Genomic DNA, 25,697 nt, shown 5'->3' with positions numbered 1-25,697 from the left:
ACTCGAATTTTCTTCTAAAGGCCTGTTAAAGCAAGCCGAAACCATGCGTGTTTGCGGCAAGATTGAAACTTATGTTATGCGCCTTCATTGATTTCGCTTTAAGAGCATGCTCTATTGATCAGTTCGAAGTGTATATTTATAGATTTTAAAATTTTTGAAAATCCATTGAGATGATGAGTACGAGTTTCGGTCTCTAAAGCGATATAGCAGTAGATGTCAGAAGAATTGATCGGTCAGTTGGTGCTATGAGCTAGATACTCATCGCTAGCTTTGATAGCTACCAATACATCGTCCAATGTTTTGGTGCCACTGATTACCTGCGCAGTCCAGCTGTTCAGGCCAATAGAATCCGCTTCCCGGCCCAGATAGGTTCGATAGAACTGCCTGACGTTTGTCTGAGTACGTACCAAACACTCTGCACTTCCCGCAATGGCCGTTTTGACTGCGGAGATGGTCATGGTGCCGCTAGATATCTGCTGCGCCCAGTAAGAAATTCCGACCTGCTCAGCATTACGCCCGAGATAGGAAATGTAAAGTTGATTGAGTGTGGTGTAGAGATTGCCCTGAAACTCAGTGCTGCCGATGAGCGCTGCAGCCACAGCATTGACGGTCATGGTGCCGGTATTCAGTTTGCTGGCCCAATAGCTTAATCCCGCACTGTCAGCGCTACGTCCTAAGTAAGTTTGATATAGTCGATCCACTGTGGAGCGATTCTGATACTCAGTGCTGCTCATTATAGCGTTGACGACTCCAGCCAATGTCATACTGCCGTTGGCTATTCGAGTCGTCCAGTAGTCTAAGCCGGTCTGGTCGGGGGCGCGGCCCAGATAATCCTGATAGACGCTGGTCACGGCACTAACGTTATTAGTATTTACAATATTTGCGGCGACCCCTGTGCCCATTGGTCCCACGCTGGCACAGCTGATATCGTCCAAATAAGCCTGCAAAGTTATCCACTGTGGACGGTTTACGCCGTTCACCGGCTCAACTGAAAGATTGTAGTTTGCCCAGCCCGGACCAGCTGCCCAATAAGTCGCTGGAATGCAATTTTGCTTTAGATAGGCCAGCATTCGACCCATGATGGTATTCCAGCGGGGGTCACTGTCCGGTACGCCAAACTCACCAATCATACCTCGCTTGCCGTTTTTCCTCAGCCAGTCGACAAAGGGGCGGACCCGTTCGATTCCATATTCATCGTCATAGCTGCTGGCACTGGTATTGACATAGGTGCCACCACCGCCCTCCCCATCGAAATAGACGTGCGCCTGATAGATTATGTTATTGGCCGGGTCCTTTAGCGTTAGCAGAGGATCATTCCACTGAGGCCAGCGGGTGGCCTCAGCCCAACCGTTTCCTTCGATTAAGATAGGTCTAATCGAGTCATAGGTACGCACCCCGTTGATACCGTACTGAGCGGCAATTTGCCACTGACTAACTGCGTCGTGGGGCTCGTTCATTAAATCGTAAGCGTACAGAGAATTCTGAGAGCTCCAGCGTTGCGCGATACGGGTCATGACATCCTGATACTGGGAATAGGGCACGTTGCCAGTGCCAATCACCACTCCCCGATAACGCATGTAATTGTGTAGGTCGAGAATAATTTTCATGCCGTATTTTTCGGCATAGGCGAAGGTGCGATCAATTAAGGCAGAGTAGGTAGGGTCCAGAGCATTACCCAGCGTCGGTTGCAGCCTCTCCCATAAAATGGGGAAACGGATCAGTTTTACGCCTCTGTCACTCCACTGCTTGAAATGGGCCTCGACTGGAAAGATGTAATGGGTACCATTTATCCCTGGCAGCACTTGAGGAGCGAAGGCGGCGCCGGATAGATTGAGGCCAAGCAGATGCACTGTTGCAGCCTGAAGATTCGAGGCAGACAGGCTTGTTAGCGCACCGAGGGCACTGGCGAGGCAGAGAAAGCGAAGGTTGGAGATCATAAGCGCCTACGGATACCAAGTCTGAACATCCAGCGAGGCCTTGCGGAGCAGAGCTCTGCAGGGCGACCTGACATGCATTGATATCTGTAGCTGCTCTAGATTTCTTTAGATCCAGGCGATGAAAGGTGTCCAAGGCACCGCTTGGTATTTGACCTGGAACCGCTGAAGGTAACGATTTCTATCGCCAGCCACCGTTGCGGTAGGATCCCTATCGTGCTGCACGTAGGTGCCTGAGCTATCTTCGTATTTTCGCCTTGCAGGCCGTGCTGTAAAGTGGAGGGATACCACCAAGTCTGTCCGTTTTCATCGCCTAACGATCTGGACAGGTCAGTGGCACCAGTGCGACCAACAAGCCTGAGCCGCAAAGGCACCTGCCGATTTTTCACGCATGCCGTAGCCAGCTCCAAGGCGTATTCTAGCCCTCGCCTGCTAGGCAGCCCGCTCATAGCCGAGGTGGACAAAATGGCTTCTCCGGCGCACGCCACAGCAGTCGCTCAGCCTACCGCACGATTGGTATATGGCTCACGTAAATGTGTCTACAATGCACGCCTATCTGGCAGGAAAGAGGGCTAACCTCCTCTTTGATGTCACGTATTCTGGTCCAGTGAACGGATGCGACTAAACGTCATTTGGGCATTAAACAGTGAATGTCGTGCCTTGGTTTACACACCATGCATATTCTTAATACTGGTGCAACGATGACCTTGAAAACTCTATGTGTGTTTGGCACACGACCTGAAGCCATAAAGATGGCTCCCCTGGCCTTGAGTCTCGCTGCCGACGAGCGCTTTGAAACAAAGGTCTGCGTTACCGGCCAGCACCGAGAAATGCTGGACCAAGTTCTAGAACTGTTCGAGCTCGTTCCTGATTTCGATCTGAATATTATGAAGCCGGGGCAAGATCTTACGGACGTGACGACCGCTATACTGCAGGGTATGAAGTCGGTCTTCACAGCTTTTAAGCCGGATATAGTTTTGGTACACGGCGATACCGCTACCACTTTGGCGGTCACCTTGGCGGCCTACTATCAGCAGATTCCCGTAGCCCATGTCGAAGCCGGGCTGCGTACAGGTAACCTATACTCGCCCTGGCCGGAGGAGGCTAATCGTAAGTTGACCGGCGCGCTGGCCAAGATACATTTCGCGCCAACGAATGCATCCCGGCAAAACTTGCTTAGGGAGGGTGTAAATCCTGCTAGTATCTATGTCACGGGGAATACCGTGATTGATGCCCTGCTAAGTGTTGTTGCACGAGTGGCAGGTAGTGCGAGATTGCAAAAGCAGTTTCATGAGCAGTTTTCTTTTATCGGTGAGGGCAAGCGTATCATCTTGGTAACTGGGCACCGCCGCGAAAGCTTCGGCGGCGGCTTCGAAAAGATATGCCAAGCTCTACTCGAAACCGCGCTAGCCTTTCCGGATGTCGAGATTGTCTACCCGGTACACTTGAATCCGAACGTTCGTGAGCCGGTAAACCGCTTGCTGGCCAGTGTTCGCAATATTCATCTGATTGAGCCACTTGACTATCTGCCATTTGTCTATTTAATGAATCGATCCTATTTAATTCTGAGCGACTCGGGTGGTATTCAGGAAGAGGCTCCCTCTTTGGGTAAGCCGGTACTGGTAATGCGCGACACGACCGAGCGACCAGAGGCGGTCGAAGCCGGTACCGTCAAACTGGTAGGTACAGACGTCGATCTTATCAAGCGTAATTTATACCAGTTGCTGACGGACGCTGCTGCCTATTCTAGGATGAGCTTTGCCCATAACCCCTACGGCGATGGTGAGGCCTGTTCTCGTATTCTCGAAATTCTTTCCAAATTCTAGTAGGGCTAACGCATGAGCTTTGAAACTATCTCCGTAGTCGGACTCGGTTATATCGGCCTGCCTACAGCCGCTGTTTTTGCAGCGCGTAAAAAGAAAGTCATTGGTGTAGACGTGAATCGCCATGCCGTCGATACTATAAACCGCGGTAATATTCACATCATCGAGCCCGACCTTGATATTGTTGTACGAGCGGCTGTAACCGAAGGATATTTGCGCGCAACTACGACACCAGAGCCGGCAGATGCATTTTTGCTGGCGGTACCTACCCCCTTCCGGGGAGATCATGAACCCGATCTGACCTACATCGAATCGGCCAGCAAGGCTATCGCACCCGTATTGAAAAAGGGCGATTTGGTTATCCTCGAATCAACCTCGCCAGTGGGGGCTACTGAACAGATAGCTGCCTGGCTGGCCGAAGCACGCCCGGACCTTACCTTTCCCGCCAGCCATGGCGAAGCTTCGGACATTCGCATCGCCCATTGCCCTGAACGGGTACTGCCGGGACATGTTCTGCGCGAGCTGATTGAAAACGACCGTATCATCGGTGGCCTGACAGCCAAGTGCTCCGCAGCGGCCGTGAGCCTGTATCGAACTTTTGTGGAGGGCGAGTGTATTATTACAGATGCGCGTACCGCTGAAATGTGCAAACTCACCGAAAACAGCTTCCGCGACGTGAATATTGCGTTCGCTAATGAGCTATCCATGGTCTGCAGCAAGCTCGACATCAACGTTTGGGAACTCATTCGACTGGCCAACCATCACCCGCGTGTCAGTATACTGCAGCCTGGCCCAGGTGTCGGCGGCCACTGCATAGCGGTTGATCCCTGGTTTATCGTGAGCAAAGCCCCCGAGCAGGCGCGCTTGATCCGCACCGCTCGGGAAGTGAATGACAGCAAGCCGCTCTGGGTGATGGAACAAGTCCGCTTGGCCATTGGCACCTTTCTGCAACGGCAGCCGGCAAAGACCGCTGCCGACGTAACAATCGCGTGTTTAGGGCTGGCATTCAAACCGGACATCGACGATCTGCGTGAAAGCCCCTCGCTGGAGATTACAGTTCATATCGCCCAATCCCACCCTGGGAAGGTACTGACGGTAGAGCCCAACATTGAGAAATTGCCTGCTTCTCTGGAGGGCATCGCATCCCTAGTCAGTGTCGATCAAGCGCTGTCCTGTGCAGACGTCGTGGTTCTGCTCGTTGACCACAGTGTCTTCAAAGGCATCCATAGAAGCGATTTGGGTTCCATTGAGCTCATCGATACTCGAGGTATCTGGACCTGATCGACGGTTGCTGATCGTGATGAGGGAAATAGCGCCGGCTCCGCTAGGTGCTATTTCTCAAAGCTTTGTAGGTCCTGCGGCTCAAGGGCCTCGATAGGTCATGATGCCGACAAGCCTGCCCCACAAGCGAGTCTTCTGACCAAGGGCTACCCTTTGTTGACAGAGTGGGATGAGCGCCGTTCTATCGAGACTTCTCAAAACCGAAAGTGTCTGTATTGTGACGCTCTCGAGCAGTCATTTCTTGTGTTTGTCGTTCTTGGTAAGTTATCAAAAGGAGCTTGCACATATGAAAACCTTAGGCTGGCCTTTCTGGACCGATTTATGGGGGGTTCGCAGGGCATCTGGTTCACAGCTAGCTTGATGAAGACTTGAATATGGATAGGATGTCAATTTCTCGATTTCTGATGTTTTACCACACCGCAAAAACGTTGCGATTGAAGCAGATTTTCTATCGCCTCTACTATCGTTTGCATAGGGTGAAAAAATTCACTGCCAGCGGGTTCGTTCGTCGGGGCTCTTTCTACTTGGTGCCCCCCCCCCAATGGGGGCCATCGCGCTTTCTGGAAAATGGTGAGTTTAACTTCATGGGCATTCAAGGCCCTGTAGCGTGGGGCAATACGACCTTGCCCAAGATCTGGCTTTACAACCTGCATTACCTCGAGCATCTTGCATCCTCCAGCAAGGTTTCAGCCAAAGCCGACGGCCTTCTGATCGATAGCTGGATCCAGAGCAACCCTCCATTTGCAGGAGTGGGTTGGGAGCCTTATCCGTTGTCTCTGCGTATCGTCAATCTCATCAAGTGGTTCCAGCGCCAGACCACCTGCAAAGCCGAGTGGTTAGAAAGCCTGGCACTTCAGACCCATGCCTTGTCTCAGCAGGTCGAGTACCACATCTTGGCCAATCATCTCTTCGTCAATGGCAAGGCTCTCATATTTGCTGGTAGCTTTCTTGAGGGTGTCCACGCCGACCGATGGCAGGCGCAGGGACTCAAGATAATGGATGCCGAGATTACTGAGCAGTTTCTGGCCGACGGAGCGCACTTCGAACTATCTCCCATGTATCACGCTGCGTTGCTCTGGGACATGTGCGATCTGGTCAATCTTGCACTCCACGTACCCCAGGCGCCTTTGAGTGCCCGTCTGGCCAGCTGGCAGCACGTAATCATGCGTGGTATCGCTTGGCTGCGTAGCGTACAGCATCCCGATGGTCGTATTCCCTTCTTCAACGATGCTGCGTTTGGTATCTCTCCTACGTTGAGCGACTTGGAGGGTTATGCAGGTCAGCTGGGTTGTCTTCCACCGAGTAAGGCTCCGGAGGCACTCCCGGTTTCAGTAAACTGCCATACCGAAAGCGGTTATGGCGTCATAGACCTTGGCGATGGCTGTAAGGCTTTGGTCAATTTTGCCCAGATAGCCCCGGTTTACCAACCAGGACACAGCCATGCGGACACCCTGAGCTATGAACTTAGCCTGTTTGGCCATAGAGTGTTTGTCAATTCTGGAACCTCGCAATACGGCGAAGACAGTGAGCGCAATCGTCAACGCAGTACGGCTGCCCACAACACCGTCGAGATTGATGGTGAAAACTCTTCTGAGGTGTGGGCTGGATTTCGGGTCGCCCGGCGTGCCCGTGCCGTACTTGAGGAGGTCGTGGCGGAGCCGGACATGGTTAGGATCCGTTGTCACCATGATGGCTACCGGCGCCTGCAAGGCAAAAACCTGCACATGCGGGAATGGGAGGCAAAGGTCGGCAGCTTGAAGGTTACGGACCGCTTGACCGGAACCTTTGGTCAGGCGACGGCAAGGCTCTTCACGCATCCAAAGGTCGCTGTCATACAGGATGGCGAGCTGCTACTCGCAACCTTGCCAGGTGGGGAAGTCGTGCGGATTGTCATTCAAGGGGCCAGCCATGTGGAGGTGGTCGCGTCCACCTGGCACCCCGAGTTTGGCTTGTCCGTCCCAAATAAGTGCATTACCGCAAGCTTCTCGGCAAATACTATTATTACGACCATAGCTTGGTAGTTCCCTTTGAATATTCTAATCTTGAGTTTCTATTACCCGCCTGATCTTTCAGCGGGATCGTTCCGCACGACGACACTGGTAAAGGCACTTCTGGATCAGTTACCCGAGAATGCCCATATCGAGCTGTTGACCACGCTGCCTAACCGCTACAGCTCATACAACAGCGAAGCGCCGGAACTGGAGGAACATCCGCGATTATCGATTCGTCGCGTCGCCTTGCCCGCCCATAAAAGCGGCATGCTGGATCAGGCCAGGGCATTCTTCGTATACGCTAATTTTGTTCGTAGTATCGTTCGAGGACAACGTTATTCTCTGGTTTATGCGACTTCTTCGCGCCTGATGACCGCCGCGTTGGGAGCGTTCGTTTCCCGCATGTCGAAGGCACCGTTGTACCTAGACATTCGAGATATTTTCGTTGACACAATCACGGAAGTTCTACCCAGAAAAATTATTTTGCTGGTCAGGCCGGTATTCTCGGTAATTGAAAGACTGACAATAAGTAGTGCAAGGAAAGTCAACCTAGTTTCTGCTGGTTTTATGCCTTATTTTAAGGGTAAATATCCACGTCAGTGCTACTCCATCTTTACCAACGGGATCGATGACGAGTTCCTTGAGGTTCAGCCGACAACGTGCGCGGCGTCGTCGAGCAGAGTGCTTGAGGTTATCTACGCCGGAAACATAGGGGAAGGACAGGGGCTGCACAACATCATTCCCGAGATCGCCCTTCGTTTCGAAGGCCAGCTCAGATTCCGCCTTATCGGTGATGGTGGTCGGTTGCTGCAGTTGAAGGAAGCTATTGTAAAAACGGGCTGCACCAACGTCGAGATCATAAGTCCCGTCAAGCGCAATGAATTGATCAAAATCTACCAAACCGCTGATGTACTGTTTTTGCACCTTAACGATTACGACGCCTTCCGCAAGGTATTGCCATCGAAATTGTTCGAATACGCTGCCATTGGCAAGCCAATCTGGGCTGGTGTTGCGGGCTATGCTGCTGAGTTTATCAAGGAACACATCGATAATGCTGTAGTGTTTGCTCCATGTAATGCTGACGCAGCGGTTCACTCCTTTGAATATTTGCGATTGACTACCAAACCGCGTATCGCATTTGTTGAATGTTTTTCTCGAAAGACTATTCAGCAGAATATGGCATTAGACGTTATCACCACCGCTGAAAAGGTTTAATTATGCGTATTGTTGTGACGGGCGCCAGTGGCTTTGTTGGCGGTGGCCTAATTGCTCGCTTGCTTGAGCCCGGGCATGTAGTTAGAGCCGTAGTGCGTAAATCGAGCTCAGCAAAATTTGATTCGCGCGCTAGCAAGCAAATAATTGATGGCCTGTCTGCTCAGCAAGACTGGCGATCAATAGTAGATAATCAACAAGTGGTCATTCACGCAGCTGCGCGCGTGCATGTGATGAGTGAAGGTGCGAATGATCCATTATCAGAGTTTCGAAAGGTAAATGTTGAGGGTACGCTCAATTTAGCAAGGCAATCAGCCGCTGCAGGAGTTAAGCGCTTCATCTTTATAAGTTCCATTAAGGTCAACGGTGAGCAAACTTTTCCAGGTAAGCCTTATACGGCTAGTACAGAAGCTGCTCCGACAGATCCCTATGGCATCTCAAAAATGGAGGCAGAGCAGGGTCTATTAGCCATAGCATCCTCAACGGACATGGAGGTAGTGATAATCCGTCCGGTGTTAGTTTATGGGCCAGGTGTTCGCGCGAACTTTATGAAGTTGATGGCCTTGATACATAAGGGAGTACCTTTGCCATTTGGCGCTATTAGAAATCGAAGAAGTTTTGTTTCATTGGATAATCTGGTTGATCTAATTTTACACTGCCTTGAACACCCAGCGGCAGCGAATCGAATTTTTCTCGTCAGCGATGGAGAAAACTTGTCTACAACAATGCTAATCCAAAAAATAGGCAAAGCAATGAATAGAAAAGTTTTCTTGCTCCCGATTCCTGTTTGTTGCTTGGAGCTCTGTGCGGTCCTCTTAAAGAAAGAGTCTCACTTACGTAGGTTGTGCGGATCTTTAGAGGTCGATATTAGCGAAACGAATACATTGTTAGGTTGGACACCGCCATTCACAATGGATTTTTCAATAGATAGAGTTGTTCAAGACTTTAAGAGCAAATATGCTGTGAGTAAAAATTAAAATTTTTAACTAGAGCTGATCATTACGGTTTTGATGCCCTTAGGCACATAATTTATAAAGTTGATTGTGATTACATTTTCAAAGTGCCAAATGCGTCACTTTCAGATTTGAATTCTTGTGGCGCTATGTAAGTATGCTATACTTTAGCGAAGAAATCACGGAGAGTTTAAGGTGCTTCAGAAAATTGAATTTTAATACAATATGCATGAAGGATTTTCAATCGATGAATAAGAATATTAATCCGCCCCACTTTGAAAGTGAGGTTTCTATTGGGGATATTGCCAGTGGCTTATGGCGACAGAAGCTACTCGTTTTCGCTGTGGCTTCACTATTGATTTGCGGTTCAGCAATTTATGCATTTACCACAACACCCACCTATGAGGCTCGTTTAGTAATCCTACCTCCAACTGAAAGCGATATCGCTCAGCTAAATATAGGCCGTGACCGTGCTTCTGAATTGGATCCTTTAGGTGCTAAAGAGGTATATGACTTTTACTTGCAGAATTTGCAGTCAGAGTATTTGCGACGACAGTTTTTTCGAGAATTTTATCTCCCCAGTTTAGGCGGAGAATTTGGTAAAGAATCACAGGATGAATTGTATTCTAAATTTTCTAAAATTCTACAGTTTGGAGCGCTAGGTGCTGAGTCACCTGGTAAATACTATATGATGGTGAGCTCAAGTAGTCCGGAGACTGCGGCTAACTGGTTGGCGAAATATTCAGAATTGGCCAGTGATCGAACAAAAAGCCAGTTGATCAGAGACCTGAAGGCCGGTGTATTGGTTAAAGCTAAGAACCTCGAGCAAAGCATACTCGCCTCTAGGAATAGTGCCAAAAAACAACGGGATGATCAAATCGCACTACTAACAGAGGCGCTTAGCGTTGCTAATTCTATTGGTTTAGAAAAGCCGCCTATTATATCAAACTCCCTGTCAGGAGAGGTATCTGCCGGGATGGAGGGTGAGCTAACTTACATGCGAGGTAGTAAGGCTATAAAAACTGAAATTGAAAACTTGAAAAATCGATCTTCAGACGATCCATTCATTCGTGATCTGCGAAAAAAAGAAGAGCTGGTGAGTTTTTATAAGTCATTCTCTGTCGATAGTAGCAATTTTGAGGTTTATCGGCAGGATGGTGCTATCCAGCTGCCAGATAGACCCGTGAAGCCGAACAAGCCACTAATTATTTTTTTAGGGGCACTTTTTGGTATTTTGATTGGAGGATTCTTAGGCCTCATGCGAGAGTTTTTTGGTAAAAAATATAAGGTTAAGTATGGTTAGTGTTAGTCAGCTGGATGCCTGGGCGTGATAAATAGGCCGCTAGTTTCCATTGTTTGTGGTGGTTTTAAATTTAGCATGAGATGCATGGTTTTAAATGCGTATCCTTTTAAGAGCCTAACTTAAATCGGAGTCTGTGTGAAAAAGATTGCATTAGTTACAGGGGTTACAGGACAAGATGGAGCTTATCTCGCAAAGCTATTGCTCGAAAAAAACTATGACGTTTATGGTACATTTCGGCGGACGAGTTCTGTAAACTTTTGGCGGCTCAACGAAGTAGGTGTTTTAAATCACGAAAATCTTCGATTGGTCGAATTTGATTTGACTGATCTTTCTGGGGTCGTGCGATTACTGGAAAAAGTGCGGCCGGATGAAATTTATAATCTGGCTGCTCAAAGCTTTGTCGGTGTATCTTTTGAACAGCCTATTACAACCTCTCAAATTACAGGGGTGGGGGCGCTAAATTTACTAGAGGCAATCAGAATAGTTAACTCTGAGATCCGTTTCTACCAAGCATCTACATCAGAAATGTTTGGCTTGGTACAGGCAGTTCCTCAGAGTGAGGACACGCCTTTTTATCCTCGTAGTCCTTATGGGGTGGCTAAGCTCTTCGCACATTGGATGACAGTCAACTATCGAGAGTCCTACGGGATTTTCGGCGCTAGTGGTATTTTATTTAATCACGAGTCACCACTTCGTGGCAAAGAATTTGTTACGCGAAAAATCACTGATGCAGTTGCTAATATCGAAGTTGGGCGTCAGAAGCTCTTGGAGTTAGGTAACATGGATGCCAAGCGCGATTGGGGATATGCTCAAGAATATGTTGATGGCATGCATCGCATGCTACAAATTGAGACGCCAGAAACTTTCGTTCTGGCTACTAGTCGTACCGAATCAGTTCGCGATTTTGTCACCATGAGCTTCAAAGCTATAGGTGTTGAGATCGAATGGCGTGAGAGTGGTGAGAAAGAGTTCGGTGTTGATCGTCGCACTGGCATTACCCGAGTGAAAGTGAATCCGCAATTTTATCGGCCCGCGGAAGTAGATCTGCTCATCGGCGATGCCTCCTTCGCTAAAGCACGTCTTGGATGGACGCCAAAGACCTCTCTGGAACAACTATGCCAGTTGATGGTGAACGCGGATCTGAAGAGAGCTAAATATGGCGTATCGTTCTGATAGAACTGTGCTCGTCACGGGGCTTTCGGGATTTACGGGTGAGCACTTGGCGCATCAACTGGCCCAAGCAGGTTGGAAAGTTGCAGGGCTGGGTGGGCATCGCCATGAGTGCGAATTCGATCATTTGGAAGCGGACCTTAACGATACGAAGCGTCTAACGCAATGGATACGTGCTGTGCAGCCGACGCACATAATTCATCTGGCTGCCTTGTCTCATGTTACTTCCAGCGATGCCTTGTCGTACTATCGTGTGAATGTTCTCGGCACCGAGAGTCTATTGGTTGCGCTACAAAAGAGCGAGGTGGTTGTATCTAAGATCATTATTGCTAGCAGTGCCAACATTTATGGTAATGCGCTAGTCTCGCCCATTGTGGAGGGCAGCGAGCTCCAGCCTATGAACCACTATGCATTGAGTAAGCTAGCAATGGAAGCGCTAGTGAAGAAGTGGTTCGTAAGATTTCCTATAATAGTAACTCGACCATTTAACTATACAGGTCCTGGACAGTCGGAATCATTTGTGTTTGCCAAGATAGTTGCAGCTTTTGCTCGTCGTCAAGCAGAGCTACGACTGGGGAATTTGGACGTGTCCCGTGATCTTTCTGATGTTCGGTATGTTATTGAAGCCTATGCAAGACTACTTGAATGCGATGATATGAGCACTTTTGTAAATATTTGTTCAGGCCGTAGCGTTTCCCTGCTCGAAGTGATCTCCGAATTGGAGATAATTGCCGGCCATCGTCCGCGAATCGTAGTTGATCCGGCACTGGTAAGGGCGGATGAAGTCAAGGAACTTTATGGAAGTCCTCGCAAGCTATCTGGATTAATAGGGCCGCTCGAAGTGCCAAGCCTGCATGAGACATTAAGCTCCATGTATGAATGGAATATTCAAAGCCAAGGCAAGTAATTGCAAGGATATTGGTGTAACTGTGCGCATATGTTTTTTTGCAAATATGTCTGCTCATGAAAACTGGCGGGAAATGTTCGATAGAGTCGAATTCTATCGGGTTGACATCCGCATTCTCAATGAGTTGGGGCATGAGGTGGTACTGTCTGGTACGCCTTCGACCTTGGATTGGAAAGCTGATCTTTATTATTGCTGGTGGTGGGGGCATGCTCCTCTTCCTCTTCTGGTAGGAAAATTGCGACGCAAGCCTGTGGTGGTGACCGGGGCATTCGACTACTCGACGTGCCGGAATGAGATCCCTGGCATGTGCTACCTCGATAGACCTCTTTGGCAAAAGGTTGTTTTGCGCACTTCACTGTTGCTGGCTGATAGGAATCTATTTATTTCTAAGGCAGAATATAGCGAGGTTACGGAAAATCTCCCTGTGCGTAATCCGGTCTACGCAACCCTGGCCATCAATACCGACTATTACTGTCCTATTGCCCATCCAGCACGGCAGTCAGATTACTTTTTCACCGTCACATGGACTAGTCGAACCAACGTAATTCGGAAGGGACTGATACCTACCATTAGAGCTTTTGCTCGGTTGGCAAAAAGCTACCCTCATGTTCGTTTGATAGTGGCTGGTAAACCTGGCGACTATCTACCTCAACTTAAAGCCTTGACTCAAGAGCTTAAAATAAGTGAACGCGTCGATTTCGTTGGCTTCATTTCAGATGAGCAAAAGCTTCATTATTATCGCTCTTGCATCGCATATATACAACCCACTTTGCACGAAGGTTTTGGCCACGCGATTGGTGAGGCTATTGCTTGTGGGGCGCGCGTTATTACCTCTCCGAGTGGGGCGGTTCCCGAAGTGGCGGGAACATTTGTTGACTGGGTCCAACCCGATAATATTGCGGAAATTGAGGAGGCAATGCGGAATGTAATTAACGCACCTTCAGCCGTCAAATATGTACTGGCGCGGCACCGTTGGATCGCTGAAAACTATTCAATAGATTCTCGCAAGGAAGCAATCAAGCAAGTTTTTGAATCTTTACACATAAATTGACTGGTATGCTGATGATGATAAGTGAGAATGGTGGTGCTGCGTGCTCGCGCGTCTGATAAATATTTTTGATAACTCCAGGCTATTGCCTTTGTTTGTTGTTACGATTTGTATTCAAGGTGGAGTTGTTGTTAGTCAGTTTCTCATAGCTCCTTTTGTTGATCCATCCCTTGTCGGAGTTGTGCGATCACTAGAAACAGTGATAGCTCTGGTAGTTTTGGCAGGCAGTTTGGGCATGCAAAGCATCGCTATACGCGACACGTCGGCATGCTTAGAAATGTCTAGTCAAAGTGTAGTGTTACGGCAAGTTTTCCTCTTGGTTGGCGCTACTTCCTGCATTGTTATACTAGGTATTTTTATCGCTCACGAGTTCGTGATCACCACTGCTATTAGCTACTATGTACTCACTACGTCTGGCTTGGTTCTGCTCACTAATCTTGTTCGCGTAACCACCGGGTTTGCTCAAGGCGCAAAGGTCATCAACAAAATTTATCTTTCGCTCACGCTGGCTACAGGCATGGGAGTTATCCTGCATGTGGTCCTGACCCGCCTTTATGGAGTTGGCGGCTGGATAGTTGCCCGCTATATTACTGAGATAACTTGCCTCCTTGTAGTATGGTGGCGTTTGCGCGCCTACGTTGTTCCTGCTTTTAAGTTTTCTGAAGTAAAACGCAGTGATCTTGCGTCTATCGCAGGCTCAGGTTTGATCATCAATGCAAGTCTTTTTGTACGCTTGCTAGTAGATAGCCTTCCGGTACTTACGCTTACCGCAATGCGTATCAGAACTGACGAGATCGGCTTTTTTGGTTTGGCGATTTTAAGCTTGTTACTAGGTCAGCTACCATTGGCTATTATTGCGCAGCGGATGATTCCAGATTTGGTAGAGGTGCTCGATGATAAATCTTTAATTTATGGAAAGTTTAGACTGCTACTAAAATCTATGGTCCTAGTGTCATCGGCGATGACTGCTTCATTGATTACTGGCGCTGCGTTTTGGCTAATATTCGTAGGCGGCCAATATGCCCCAACGGCAAAATATGTACTTATCCTCGCGATGAGTTTGCCTTTTAAGGCGATTATGCTTGCGTCAGGAACCATGCTTGTAGTGCTTAGAGTTTTCCATCTAAGCTTAAAGATCAATATGCTTGAGGGGCTTTTGGTCTTTGCCATATTATATTTTTTGATTCCCGTGCTAAACGGATGGGCTGGGGTTTTGGCCTATGTCGGAGGATCACTGCTGTCAGCAATACTATTTTATTTGGCGGTAGTATTTCAGATAAAGAAATTTAAAGGAACCAATAAGCGTGCGAGAATGTAGGGCTATAGGAAGATTGAGAGGGCGAAAAGTCTATCCACAAAATTTTGATTGCTTCTCTGCGGGTTTCTTTTTTTTGGTTATTTGGTGTGCGGGGGTTCTAGTCCCGCTCTATCCATTTTTAATGGGGTTCGATGGTTTTACTGCGTTTTGGGAGTTCAAATACTCAGACAAGGAATCATCTTTAATTAATGCGCTGGTTCTATACAGCTTTACGCTAATATTAGTATTGATTGGGACTTATGTGGGGCGGAAAACTCAAATAGATCTTCCCAGCCAAACAAGATTCATTGTCAGTCCGCGTATCTTTTTACAGCGAACGGCGATTTTTACGTTAGTTGCGGCGTCAGCTTTTCTAGTTATTTTATTTGTTATTGGCGGTGTTTCCGGATTAATTCAAGGTGCCAGTGATAGAATCAGAGCGTTCGCTGGCTTAAATGGATTATTTTTGTTGCAAAATTTATTGCTTTCAGTTTCCTTGGCTTGGTATATACGCCTGACCCGGAGCAGTGAGTCGATCTTTTTTGAGAGGTGTTTGTTTTGGGGTTATTTTGTTGGAGCATTGATGATTTGCGCCTTGCAAGGTCAGAAGTCAACTCTTTTTATCTCTTTGCTTTCTCTAATAGTTGTAAGGCATTACCGGGTAAAGCGCATCAATCTAGCTAGGGCTGCGCTGCTGGGTTTCGTGATGTTTGTTTCACTAATGATTTATCATGTTTTTAAGCAAGAGTATCTAGCAACTGGCAAATTCTTCTTTATAAAGAAAGATGAGGGTGTCTTTATATCTTTTCTGAGCTTTATGGCAACGCAGTTTACCGGAAACCTAATGCAGCTGCAGACTATGACGGTACTGATAGATGCTATGCCAGAACGGTTGCCTTGGCAGAATGGTTCTACATTACTTATGATCGCCTTGATTTTGGTACCCTCGGCTTTTTTTCCTGGTAAACCGCTCACCGCAGCTGGTGTTTTTACAACTGCTTTTTGGCCCAATAAATGGCTAATGGAGGGGACCACATTGCCCCCAGGAGTATTCGGCGAGGTTTACATGAACTTTGGCGCCGTTGGGGTGCTCTTGGGTGGCATACTGCTAGGTATAGTGTGGGGAAGACTTTACGGTGCTGTTATGTACAACCCCCAAAGTGATCGGGCATTAGGCACTTATGCTTTAGCCGTAGCGTCCATGCTGCATCTTTTTCGTGGCGAGTTTTCGTCGGTGTTACTTTTAGTAGCTTCAATTTGGCTGCCTTTTCTGCTATTGAGTTCAAGACGAGAACCGCCTGCCCCTAATCCGGTTTAGAGATATAGTTATGTGCGGAATTTTGGGTTATCTACATTCGGATGCGAAAGAAACGCCTTATATTACCTCGGCCCTTTCCTTCATCAGGCGACGAGGTCCCGACGATAAGGGAATATGGTCCGATGCGAGTGCCGGTGTATGGCTGGGCCAAGTTCGTCTGTCCATTCTGGATACATCTTCGGCCGGTCACCAGCCCATGGTCTCTCCGGATGGACGCGTGATCATGGTCTTCAATGGCGAGATCTACAATTTCCGAGAGTTGCGGGCCGCGCTTGAGTCGGATGGGCTTACCTTCACCAGCCAATCCGACTCCGAAGTACTGTTGGCTCTGTTCTGTCGCCATGGCATTGACTGCCTAGGTCAACTGAATGGCATCTTTTCTGTGGTGTTCTGGGAGCGCGACCGCGAGACGCTCTGGGTGGCACGCGATCCGCTGGGCGTGAAGCCACTCTATATCCAAGAAGACGCGGGTTGCTTTGCGTTTTCCAGTGAGATGAAGGGGTTGATCAGAGGGGGCTTCGGTACACCCGAGATCGATGCAAAGGCAGTCCTCGCCCACTTGGGTTACCTGTGGTCGCCCGGGGAGCGCACCATCGTGCGAGGTATCCACAAAGTTCTGCCTGGGCAGGCGCTTTGCGTACGCAAGGGGCAGATCGAAAAAAAATGGTTTTATTATCAATTGCCTATCGCTGAGCAGCCTCTTCAGGATAGCGTTGAGCAGACCGCTACCCTGGTCAGTGAGGCCGTCCGTAAGGCAGTTAAGCGCCAGCTGGTATCGGACGTCCCTGTAGGTGCCTTCCTATCAGGCGGCCTTGATTCAAGTGCCATCGTCGCCTTTGCGGCCGAAGAGATGTGTGACAAGGGGCGTTTGCAGTGTTTCAGTATCCGGATTGAGGATGGTGCGGCCGCCAATGACGGATTTGCCGATGACTTACCTTATGCAGAGCGGGTTGCCAAGCATCTTGGCGTGGATCTAAATGTCGTAAGCGTTGGCGATGAGATGATGGACCGCCTGCCGGAGATGGTCTACTTATTGGATGAACCGACACCGGATCCTGCCGCGCTCAACGCCCTGTTCATCTCCGAGCTGGCGAGCCAGAACGGCATCAAGGTATTGCTATCCGGAGCCGGTGGCGACGATATCTTCACAGGTTACCGCCGGCATTTTGCACTGACCCAGGAGCGCTGGTGGAGTGGCTTGCCTACGCCTGTACGCGGCGCACTCGCCCAGGGTTCTAACTTACTACCGACTTCGCTGCCATTGTCGCGCCGCTTGCGCAAGGCCTTCCGTTATGCAGACCTGCCTACAAATGACCGTTTGATCAGCTATTTCTTCTGGCTTGAGCCCAAGCAGGCGCATGGCCTGCTTGCCCCGGACTTACGCCGCCAACTAGCGGCCGATGAATTGTTCGCGCCTTTGCGCGAGACGCTAGCGCGACTACCTGCAGACGCGACTCAGCTTGACAAGATGCTGACGCTCGAATGCAAGCATTTCCTAGCCGATCACAACCTCAACTACACCGACAAGATGGGCATGGCTCCCGGCGTCGAGGTTCGTGTGCCCCTACTGGATCTGGATCTGGTGCGCCTAGCTGGCTCCTTGCCCGAGAAGATCAAGCAGAAGGGGCATGAGGGTAAGTGGATTTTCAAGAAGGCGATGGAGCCCTACCTGCCGCACGACATCATTTATCGCCCCAAAACTGGATTCGGCGTGCCATTGCGCCATTGGCTGCAGGGGCGACTGAAACCATTGGTCGACGAAGTCCTGTCTTCCGACTCGCTGAGTCGGCGCGGCATCTTCGATCCCAAGGCAGTCGCCAAGCTGATCAGCGACGATCGCGCTGGCCGTATCGATGCAGCCTATACCCTGTTCGGCATCGTCTGTATCGAGCTGTGGTGCAAACAGTATCTGGACGGTAGCTTCGCGCTTGATGCCTGAAGGCCTGAGCTGGCTTGGCAGAGTATACGGTACGATCACATGGTTCATTTTTCGATCACGGTCAGTGCACCAGGATCTTCACTTTCATTGGTAGTACTTCATGAAGCAAGTTGTTCAGAACATGGCGAACGGCGATACCACGCTGGTCCAGGCGCCGATGCCCGCTCTTCGTAGTGGTGCATTGCAGATCAACACCACGCGGACTCTGATCTCTGCCGGTACCGAAAGGATGCTGGTAGGCTTCGGCAAGGCGAACTGGATCGACAAGGCACGCCAACAGCCGGACAAGGTGCGCATGGTACTGCAGAAGATCCAGACTGATGGCTTAGCGACCACCGTCGAGGCTGTGCGCTCGAAGTTGGCGCAACCGCTGCCCTTGGGATATTGCAATGTGGGTATGATCGGTGCCGTAGGAGCCGGTGTGTCGGGATTCAAGGCGGGAGATCGTGTCGTCTCCAACGGACCCCATGCCGACGTCGTGGTGGTGCCCAAGAATCTCTGCGCGCTGATCCCAGATGCGGTCAGCGACGAAGCCGCTTCGTTTACGGTACTGGCCAGCATCGGCTTACAGGGTATTCGCCTAGCGCAGCCTACGTTGGGGGAGGCGTTTGTCGTGACAGGAGTCGGCTTGATCGGCCTGCTCACCGTGCAATTGTTGCGTGCGCAGGGTTGCCGGGTATTAGCCATCGACTTCGACGAGCAGAAGCTGGCTCTGGCTCGCAGCTATGGTGCCGAGATCTGTAACCCCGGCAAGGGCGAAGATCCCGTGGCGGCGGGAATGGCCTTCAGCCGTAGCCGAGGCGTCGATGGTGTCATCATCACCGCCTCCACCAAGTCGTCTAACCCGGTGACACAAGCGGCGAACATGTGCCGCAAGCGCGGCCGTATCGTGCTGGTAGGGGTCACGGGGCTGGAACTGAACCGGTCGGATTTCTATGAGAAGGAGCTGACCTTCCAAGTTTCTTGTTCTTATGGCCCGGGTCGATACGATCCGGTGTATGAGGAGCAGGGCAACGATTTTCCCATCGGCTTCGTAAGATGGACCGAACAACGAAATTTCGAAGCTGTACTGGATATGCTGGCCAGTGGGCAGCTCGATGTCGAAGGCCTGATCTCCCACCGCTTCGCGTTCGAAGCTGCGCCTGACGCCTACCAGGTCCTGACCAATGAGGGTTCGGCACTGGGTATCGTCCTTGAGTACAATTCGCCGCCTCAGGAGCGTCATGTCAAGCAAGTCGCGCTGCCAGCCCAGTCGCAACTCCCATTCGATCCCGCTAAGCCGGTGGTCGGTTTCATCGGCGCTGGCAACTATGCCTCACGCATGTTGATACCAGCGTTCAAGGCGGCGGGCGCGCAGTTTCGAACCATCGTCACCGCGGGTGGGCTCAGCGGCGTAATCCATGGCAGCAAGGCAGGTTTTACCCAGGCATCCACAGATATCGAGGCGTTGCTAGCTGATCCTGAGATCAATGTTGCAGCGATCGTCACCCGACATGACAGCCATGCCCGACTGGTCACCCAGGCCTTGGCAGCCGGTAAGCATGTGTTCGTCGAAAAACCGCTGGCGATCAAGCCCCAAGAACTGTCGCATGTCGAGTCTGCCTATCTCGATGCGGTACAGAAAGGTTTCAAGCCGCACCTGATGGTAGGTTTCAACCGGCGCTTCTCGCCGCAGGTGCAGAAGATGAAGGCGCTGCTGAGAGCCGTGAGGGAGCCGAAGTCATTCATAATGACCATGAATGCAGGGGCCATTCCCGCCGATCACTGGACGCAGGATATCGCGGTAGGCGGTGGCCGAATCATCGGCGAGGCTTGCCACTTTATAGACTTGATGCGCTTCCTGGCGGGCGTTCCGATTGTTTCCATTCAGGCGCGTAGAATGGGTGATACGCCCTTGATTGCGGTGAGTGAGGACAAGGTATCCATTATCCTCGGCTTCGAGGATGGTTCGTTCGGCACTATTCATTACCTTGCTAATGGCGCCGCCAGCTTTCCCAAAGAACGCGTTGAGGTTTTCACTGCCGGTCGGGTGCTGCAGTTGGACAACTTCCGCAAGCTCAAAGGCTTCGGCTGGCCTGGGTTCAATCGTATGAACCTGTGGAAGCAAAACAAAGGGCAAGCAGAGTGTGCAGCTGCTTTTTTGAGTGCAGTGGCGCAGGGCGAGGCAACTCCTATTTCTAGTGAGGAAGTCTTCGAGGTGGCGCGAGTTAGTATTGAAGTGGCACAAATGCTTCGTGAGCAGTAACTTCCGATCAAAAATATAAATGCTTTCAATATGCGCCCTCATTGTACTAGCATTATGGATCGTTGTGATGGTTTATTTTGAGTGTTTTTGTGCAAGGTGTGTTAGCGCTATAGAAGTGATGTATAAATGAATTGGAATTTTAGAAACTTTCCCAAAAGAATTCCAGTGTTTCGCGTGGAGCTTTCGTCAATAGACTTTAGCCGGCCGAGTTGCTTCTCATACCTAATTTGTCCTTCAAAGTTATTTTGGGTGAAGATTATCTTATAGGGTTTTCCTTATGAACGATTTTTATCCCTTTTGGTTTTTTAGGTTCAGGGGATGTTATAGATCATGTTCTTGTTAATGAGTTTTGCTGGTGTTTTTATTCTTATGTTTTTCGGCTATATACTAACTGGAAGTATAAGGCGGTACGCTATCTCTCGTAATATTATAGATATGCCTAATGCGCGTAGCTCTCACTCGGTTCCAACACCCAGAGGGGGCGGTATAGCTATCGTAATCGTCTATTTGGTATGGCTGGTTTTAGGCTATTGCTGGGGAAACGTTCCGTTTTATATTTTAGTAGGGATTGGAGGGGCTGGAGCTGGTATTGCCGTCCTTGGCTTTTTTGATGATCGTGGACATGTAGCTGCACGCTGGCGCTTACTGGGGCACTTTGCTGCAGCAGTATGGGTATTGGTTTGGCTTGACGGCATGCCTAATTTTTGGTTATTCGGTAGTTCTTTTGCCCCAGGCTGGTTTGGGCAAATTATAGGCGCACTCTATCTCGTATGGCTGCTCAATTTATATAACTTTATGGATGGAATTGATGGACTTGCCAGCATTGAAGCAATTTGTGTATGCATCGGTGGAGTGCTTTTGATCATTTTGGATAACTCTGTAGCTATAAAGACTCAATGGTGGCCATTGACCGCGCTTGCAGCTGCGGTAGCGGGATTTTTATTCTGGAACTTTCCGCCAGCAAAAATTTTCATGGGAGATGCGGGTAGTGGATTTTTAGGCATTGTCTTAGCGACCTTTTCACTACAGTCTGCGTGGACTGAACCACGTTGGTTGTGGAGTTGGCTAATTCTGCTGGGTGTTTTCATTGTAGATTCAACCTTTACACTTTTACGCCGCTTACTACGTGGGGAGCGAGTTTATGAAGCCCATCGAAGTCATGCATACCAATACGCCTCTCGTCATTATGGGCACCATCTCCCCATTACTATTGCAGTTTTATTGATCAATGTCTTTTGGTTGATACCTTTGGCGTTGTGCGCAGGCCTGGGCTTGTTGGATGGCCTAGTGTCTCTTGTTTTAGCTTACTCGCCGCTATTGTTGCTTGCGGTGAGGTTTAGAGCTGGAGCTCTGGAGAGGGCGGCATGATACCTCGGACCTTACTTGTATTAGGCTCTGGCGGACACGGCAAAGCTGTTGCAGAGGCGGCTCTATCAAGTGGCGAATGGCAAGAGGTAATTTTCGCTGATGATCGCTGGCCGGAATTGACGCAGTGCTTTGGTGCACGTGTAGTTGCAAACATTTCTAGTATAGCTGGGTTGTGCAGAGAGGTGGGAGGCGCTGTTGCAGCGGTAGGTGACAACAAGCGTCGTCAGGTATGGACCGCTGCGATAGAGGCCGTGGGTCTTACGTTGGTATCGGTCTTCCACCCAAGATCTTTTGTTAGTGGTTCAGCTCAAGTGGGCGTCGGATCTGTCGTCATGGCCGGTGCGATAATAGGAACCAACGCTATCGTCGGTCGTGGCGCTATCGTCAATGCAGGATCCGTCATAGATCACGATACTATCCTGGGTGAGTTTGCACATCTGGGCGTTGGTGTGAAATTAGCCGGTGGTGTACATATTGGTGAAGGTGCTTGGCTGCAGGCGGGCTGCTGTGCCGGCTATTCAGTGGTAATAGAGAGCGGGTCGGTAATCGCCCCAGGTACCGTGCTTTTCCAAAATTGACTGCTGTAAGTTAAGAGGAAGGTGAAGGCATTGTCCAGGATTGGCTCAAGGATACGTGACTGGTTGGTGCGTTTACCGCGTCGGCAGAAACGTTTGCTCCAAATCGTCACGGATGTGTTTCTGTTGTGGTTGGCGCTTTGGTTAGGGTTTGTATTGCGTTTGGGGTTGGATCAGAGGTTAGATCCTTTTGGAAAACACCTATGGCTATTTGCTGCTGCACCTATCATCGGTATTCCTATATTTGTGCGGTTTGGGCTTTATCGGGCAGTGATGCGTTATATTGGAAATGACGCACTAATGGCAATTTTTAAGGCGGTAACGCTCTCGGCTTTATTATTGACCCTGATAATGTATTGGAATCAATTTACCGATGCTCTAATTCCTCGATCGGCCATTTTTAATTATTGGTGGTTAAGCCTTATGCTAATCGGTGGGTTACGCTTGCTGATGCGTCAATATTTCCTTGGCGATTGGTATGGCGCTATTCGCCACGTTCCTTTTCTGGGTAAGCGTGGAAACATGCCAAAGGTTGCGATATGGGGGGCTGGTCAAACTGGCAATCAATTAGCATATGCTTTGCGTGTTGGTCGGGGTTTTGAACCCATTGCCTTTATCGATGATGATCGTGCCTTAGCTAATAGAGTAATCGCAGGACTTAAAGTCTATAGTCGGAAGCATGTACAACAGATGCTGGATGAGACAGGTGCTCAAGAGATACTGCTTGCTATCCCTTCCGCTAGTCGTAGCAGTCGTGGCGAAATCTTAGCCTATTTGGAAAGGTTTCCAGTTCATGTGCGCAGTGTCCCAAGCTTTTTAGATCTTACTTCTGGTCGAGTCAAAGTAGAAGATGTCCAGGAAGTGGACATTGCAGACTTGTTGGGTAGAGAAGCAGTCCCTCCGCGTCAAGAGTTGTTTGAGAAATGCATCCGCGATAAGGTGGTAATGGTAACAGGTGCAGGCGGTTCCATCGGCTCTGAACTTTGTCGTCAGATCATATCTAGCTTACCGAAAACGCTTTTGCTTTTTGAGCATAGCGAATTCAACTTGTATTCCATTCACTGCGAGTTAGAGAGAAGAATACTAAAAGAATCTGCGCCTATTACTATTATACCACTTTTAGGCTCGGTGCGTGACTATCTGTATCTGGAAGAACTAATGTGCGAGTGGGCAGTTGAGACGGTCTATCACGCGGCAGCCTACAAGCATGTGCCTATGGTTGAGCACAACATCATTGAGGGCGTATTAAATAATGTCTTCGGATCTCTCTATACCGCGCAAGCAGCCCTGAACGCCAATGTAGAGAACTTCGTGCTTATCTCTACAGATAAGGCGGTAAGACCAACAAATGTGATGGGTAGTACAAAGCGTATTGCCGAGATGGTCCTGCAAGCTTTGAGTCAGGAAGAGGCGCCGGTACCACTACACGACAAAGGCTCATTACACTGCTTGAACAAGACGCGCTTTACCATGGTGCGGTTCGGTAATGTACTGGGATCCTCAGGTTCGGTGATTCCTCGTTTCCGCGAACAGATATCGCGCGGTGGGCCGGTCACTGTTACTCATCCGAACATCACGCGCTATTTCATGACTATTCCGGAGGCCGCACAACTTGTCATTCAGGCAGGCTCTATGGGGCGTGGCGGGGATGTTTTCGTCCTAGATATGGGTAAACCTGTTCGTATCGTTGATCTGGCGGAAAAAATGATTAAGTTGTCAGGCTCAAGCGTCCGTTCGGAAAGCAACCCTAATGGTGAAATAGCAATAGAGTTTTCAGGCCTACGACCTGGAGAAAAGCTCTACGAGGAGCTATTGATTACAGACGAGGGAGTAACCTCGACTGAACATCCCATGATTATGCGCGCTGACGAGGAATATCTCTCGTGGGCACAGTTGAGACCTTTGCTAAAAAACCTACTTGAGGCAACTGAGAGCAAAGACCATGATGCAGTCAGAAGACTACTGCGAGAAATGGTTATTGGCTATGTGCCAGAGGGAGAAATCGTTGACTGGTGCTACCTCTTGAAGAAAAACAGAGGGCTGATCAACGTAGAGAAATGATGGTGCCGGCATCAGGAGTTGAATCCGGGACCTGCTGATTACAAGTCGGGCGCCGGAACTCGTGCCAACATTTGAATCGGAAGGCCAAAAGGAGCTTACGAGGCTGATTTAACGCGACTTAATGGGGATAAATCAGCGGGGCTTGCGTGATCGAACCTGGTGCCTTGTGGCAGCGAATCGTGTCCGGGATGTGACCTTTCAACACGGAACGCGTCCCCTTTGACGTCGAAGATAACCCAGTCCCTTGCCGAGCGAGCCCCGTCCCCGAGCGTGGCCGAAACCCCCTGTACGCCGACACCGAGTTCAGGGCTTCTACTTCATCCTCTCTCCCACCAAGCGCGCCTACTATGTACAGTCACTTGTTAACGGGCGACAAGTGCGGACCAAGTTCGACGATCACCCTGCGCTCGACGCCAAGGCCGCCCGCGACCTCGCCCGCAACGCGCTGGTCAGCATGCGAGGCGAACCCGAACGAGGAGCGAGGCAAGGCGCAAGCTTGCGGCGTCACGCTAGGCGAGACACTGGAACTCTACCTCTCGGCGCTGACGGCGTCATGCGGGTGCTACGTGCCGTATACAACCGCGTCCTACGGGAGCACCCCCGACCTGCCCTCCAACCCGACGGCGAATGTCGACTTCCATGGCCTACAGCGCAGGCGCGTCGACGCGGACGAGGATCGCCTGCGAGCGTGGGGTAGGGCGGTCGTGGCGCTGGACAACCCGGTGCGCCGAGACCTCCACCTCTTCATGATTCTGACCGGCATGAGCAGGACCTCCGCCTGTGCTGACCAGGTCGAGCAACTACTACCGACGGGCGACGCTCTGCACGTTACGAGGCCGAAGGGTGGCGCCGCCAAGACTTTCGACCTGCCCCTCAAGTCGCTTCGGGACCTGATGGAGCACCGCCGGCAGGGCGCCAGCTCGCGCTGGCTATTCCCCGCAGACAGTCGCAGTGCAGGGCCTCCGAGGTCAAGCGGGCCGAACTGGGCGCATATCCTGAGACACACCTATAGGAGTGCCGCCGCTCGAGCTGATCGAGGAGTTTCTTGATAGGAGGGGAGCAGCGACTCGCCCAAGACATGCGAGAGAGGCCCGTCCGTGCGCTAGCGTGTCGAAAGCGTGTTTGCCTCGGCCCAGAAACGACGAAGGCCAACCGGAAGGTTGGCCTAAGGGTCTTGTAGCGCTTGGTGCCGGCACCAGGAGTCGAACCCGGGACCTACTGATTACAAGTCAGTTGCTCTACCAGCTGAGCTATACCGGCAAGGGGAGGCCA

At 50.1% G+C, this 25,697-nt stretch carries 17 protein-coding genes and 1 tRNA gene; 16 read left to right on the top strand and 2 right to left on the bottom strand.

Annotation, left to right across the window (positions count from 1 at the left end):
• Window positions 1–233: 233 nt before the first annotated feature.
• Entirely contained in the window at window positions 234–1,937 is a 1,704-nt protein-coding gene (locus RND78_RS08140) for a DUF4214 domain-containing protein (RefSeq protein ID WP_312727591.1), read from the bottom strand.
• Window positions 1,938–2,635: 698 nt separating this feature from the next.
• Between RND78_RS08140 and wecB the strand changes: the two genes are divergently transcribed.
• The 16 genes from wecB to RND78_RS08060 all read left to right on the top strand — a co-directional run bounded on the left by wecB (window position 2,636) and on the right by RND78_RS08060 (window position 24,425).
• Complete coding sequence (gene wecB, locus RND78_RS08135) at window positions 2,636–3,760, top strand: non-hydrolyzing UDP-N-acetylglucosamine 2-epimerase (RefSeq protein WP_312728105.1); 1,125 nt, start codon at window positions 2,636–2,638, stop codon at window positions 3,758–3,760.
• Window positions 3,761–3,772: 12 nt separating this feature from the next.
• The gene (wecC, locus tag RND78_RS08130) at window positions 3,773–5,038 is read left to right on the top strand and encodes a UDP-N-acetyl-D-mannosamine dehydrogenase (protein ID WP_312727588.1); all 1,266 of its coding nucleotides are present in this window, start codon (window positions 3,773–3,775) and stop codon (window positions 5,036–5,038) included.
• Window positions 5,039–5,442: 404 nt separating this feature from the next.
• Window positions 5,443–7,059, top strand: coding sequence for an alginate lyase family protein (locus RND78_RS08125; RefSeq protein WP_312727586.1), 1,617 nt, complete (start codon window positions 5,443–5,445; stop codon window positions 7,057–7,059).
• A 6-nt stretch (window positions 7,060–7,065) separates the two neighbouring features.
• On the top strand, window positions 7,066–8,244 hold the full coding sequence (locus RND78_RS08120; protein WP_312727584.1) for a glycosyltransferase family 4 protein: 1,179 nt from the start codon (window positions 7,066–7,068) through the stop codon (window positions 8,242–8,244).
• 2 nt (window positions 8,245–8,246) lie between these two features.
• Window positions 8,247–9,218 (top strand): SDR family oxidoreductase, encoded by a 972-nt coding sequence (locus RND78_RS08115; protein ID WP_312727583.1) that lies wholly within the window; start codon window positions 8,247–8,249, stop codon window positions 9,216–9,218.
• Window positions 9,219–9,441: 223 nt separating this feature from the next.
• Complete coding sequence (locus RND78_RS08110) at window positions 9,442–10,497, top strand: LPS O-antigen chain length determinant protein WzzB (protein ID WP_312727581.1); 1,056 nt, start codon at window positions 9,442–9,444, stop codon at window positions 10,495–10,497.
• Between the two features lie 135 nt (window positions 10,498–10,632).
• Window positions 10,633–11,670, top strand: coding sequence for a GDP-mannose 4,6-dehydratase (gene gmd, locus RND78_RS08105; protein ID WP_312727579.1), 1,038 nt, complete (start codon window positions 10,633–10,635; stop codon window positions 11,668–11,670).
• Window positions 11,654–12,574 (top strand): GDP-mannose 4,6-dehydratase, encoded by a 921-nt coding sequence (locus RND78_RS08100; RefSeq protein ID WP_312727578.1) that lies wholly within the window; start codon window positions 11,654–11,656, stop codon window positions 12,572–12,574. The genes gmd and RND78_RS08100 overlap by 17 nt, the downstream gene beginning before the upstream one ends.
• Complete coding sequence (locus RND78_RS08095; RefSeq protein WP_312727576.1) at window positions 12,543–13,625, top strand: glycosyltransferase family 4 protein; 1,083 nt, start codon at window positions 12,543–12,545, stop codon at window positions 13,623–13,625. The genes RND78_RS08100 and RND78_RS08095 overlap by 32 nt, the downstream gene beginning before the upstream one ends.
• 40 nt (window positions 13,626–13,665) lie before the next feature.
• Window positions 13,666–14,940 carry a hypothetical protein gene (locus RND78_RS08090; RefSeq protein ID WP_312727574.1) on the top strand — a complete coding sequence of 425 codons (1,275 nt, stop codon included), beginning with the start codon at window positions 13,666–13,668 and terminating at the stop codon, window positions 14,938–14,940.
• Window positions 14,927–16,237, top strand: a complete 1,311-nt coding sequence (locus RND78_RS08085; protein WP_312727572.1) for an O-antigen polysaccharide polymerase Wzy — start codon at window positions 14,927–14,929, stop codon at window positions 16,235–16,237. The genes RND78_RS08090 and RND78_RS08085 overlap by 14 nt, the downstream gene beginning before the upstream one ends.
• 10 nt (window positions 16,238–16,247) lie before the next feature.
• Complete coding sequence (gene asnB, locus RND78_RS08080) at window positions 16,248–18,176, top strand: asparagine synthase (glutamine-hydrolyzing) (RefSeq protein ID WP_312727570.1); 1,929 nt, start codon at window positions 16,248–16,250, stop codon at window positions 18,174–18,176.
• Between the two features lie 100 nt (window positions 18,177–18,276).
• Window positions 18,277–20,421, top strand: coding sequence for a bi-domain-containing oxidoreductase (locus RND78_RS08075; protein WP_312727567.1), 2,145 nt, complete (start codon window positions 18,277–18,279; stop codon window positions 20,419–20,421).
• Between the two features lie 330 nt (window positions 20,422–20,751).
• Window positions 20,752–21,789 (top strand): glycosyltransferase family 4 protein, encoded by a 1,038-nt coding sequence (locus RND78_RS08070; RefSeq protein WP_312727566.1) that lies wholly within the window; start codon window positions 20,752–20,754, stop codon window positions 21,787–21,789.
• Window positions 21,786–22,367 (top strand): acetyltransferase, encoded by a 582-nt coding sequence (locus RND78_RS08065; protein ID WP_312727564.1) that lies wholly within the window; start codon window positions 21,786–21,788, stop codon window positions 22,365–22,367. Before RND78_RS08070 ends, RND78_RS08065 begins: the two co-directional genes overlap by 4 nt.
• Before the next feature lie 21 nt (window positions 22,368–22,388).
• Complete coding sequence (locus tag RND78_RS08060; RefSeq protein ID WP_409457024.1) at window positions 22,389–24,425, top strand: polysaccharide biosynthesis protein; 2,037 nt, start codon at window positions 22,389–22,391, stop codon at window positions 24,423–24,425.
• Window positions 24,426–25,609: 1,184 nt separating this feature from the next.
• On the opposite strand, the gene RND78_RS08055 is transcribed toward RND78_RS08060, so the two are convergent.
• Window positions 25,610–25,685, bottom strand: a tRNA-Thr gene (locus RND78_RS08055).
• Window positions 25,686–25,697 lie beyond the last annotated feature (12 nt).

This window comes from Pseudomonas oryzihabitans (genome assembly GCF_032027545.1).
GTDB classification, from domain to species: domain Bacteria; phylum Pseudomonadota; class Gammaproteobacteria; order Pseudomonadales; family Pseudomonadaceae; genus Chryseomonas; species Chryseomonas oryzihabitans_F.
This window is presented reverse-complemented; position numbering and strand designations above follow the sequence as displayed.

Excerpts from the sequence above, each read along its gene's own strand:
- RND78_RS08070 (WP_312727566.1), top strand. The coding sequence starts at position 20,752 with ATGTTCTTGTTAATGAGTTTTGCTGGTGTTTTTATTCTTATGTTTTTC.
- wecB (WP_312728105.1), top strand. The coding sequence starts at position 2,636 with ATGACCTTGAAAACTCTATGTGTGTTTGGCACACGACCTGAAGCCATA.
- RND78_RS08100 (WP_312727578.1), top strand. The coding sequence starts at position 11,654 with ATGGCGTATCGTTCTGATAGAACTGTGCTCGTCACGGGGCTTTCGGGA.
- RND78_RS08095 (WP_312727576.1), top strand. The coding sequence starts at position 12,543 with ATGAATGGAATATTCAAAGCCAAGGCAAGTAATTGCAAGGATATTGGT.
- asnB (WP_312727570.1), top strand. The coding sequence starts at position 16,248 with ATGTGCGGAATTTTGGGTTATCTACATTCGGATGCGAAAGAAACGCCT.
- RND78_RS08115 (WP_312727583.1), top strand. The coding sequence starts at position 8,247 with ATGCGTATTGTTGTGACGGGCGCCAGTGGCTTTGTTGGCGGTGGCCTA.
- wecC (WP_312727588.1), top strand. The coding sequence starts at position 3,773 with ATGAGCTTTGAAACTATCTCCGTAGTCGGACTCGGTTATATCGGCCTG.
- RND78_RS08140 (WP_312727591.1), bottom strand. The coding sequence starts at position 1,937 with ATGATCTCCAACCTTCGCTTTCTCTGCCTCGCCAGTGCCCTCGGTGCG.
- RND78_RS08125 (WP_312727586.1), top strand. The coding sequence starts at position 5,443 with ATGTTTTACCACACCGCAAAAACGTTGCGATTGAAGCAGATTTTCTAT.
- RND78_RS08110 (WP_312727581.1), top strand. The coding sequence starts at position 9,442 with ATGAATAAGAATATTAATCCGCCCCACTTTGAAAGTGAGGTTTCTATT.
- RND78_RS08065 (WP_312727564.1), top strand. The coding sequence starts at position 21,786 with ATGATACCTCGGACCTTACTTGTATTAGGCTCTGGCGGACACGGCAAA.
- RND78_RS08075 (WP_312727567.1), top strand. The coding sequence starts at position 18,277 with ATGAAGCAAGTTGTTCAGAACATGGCGAACGGCGATACCACGCTGGTC.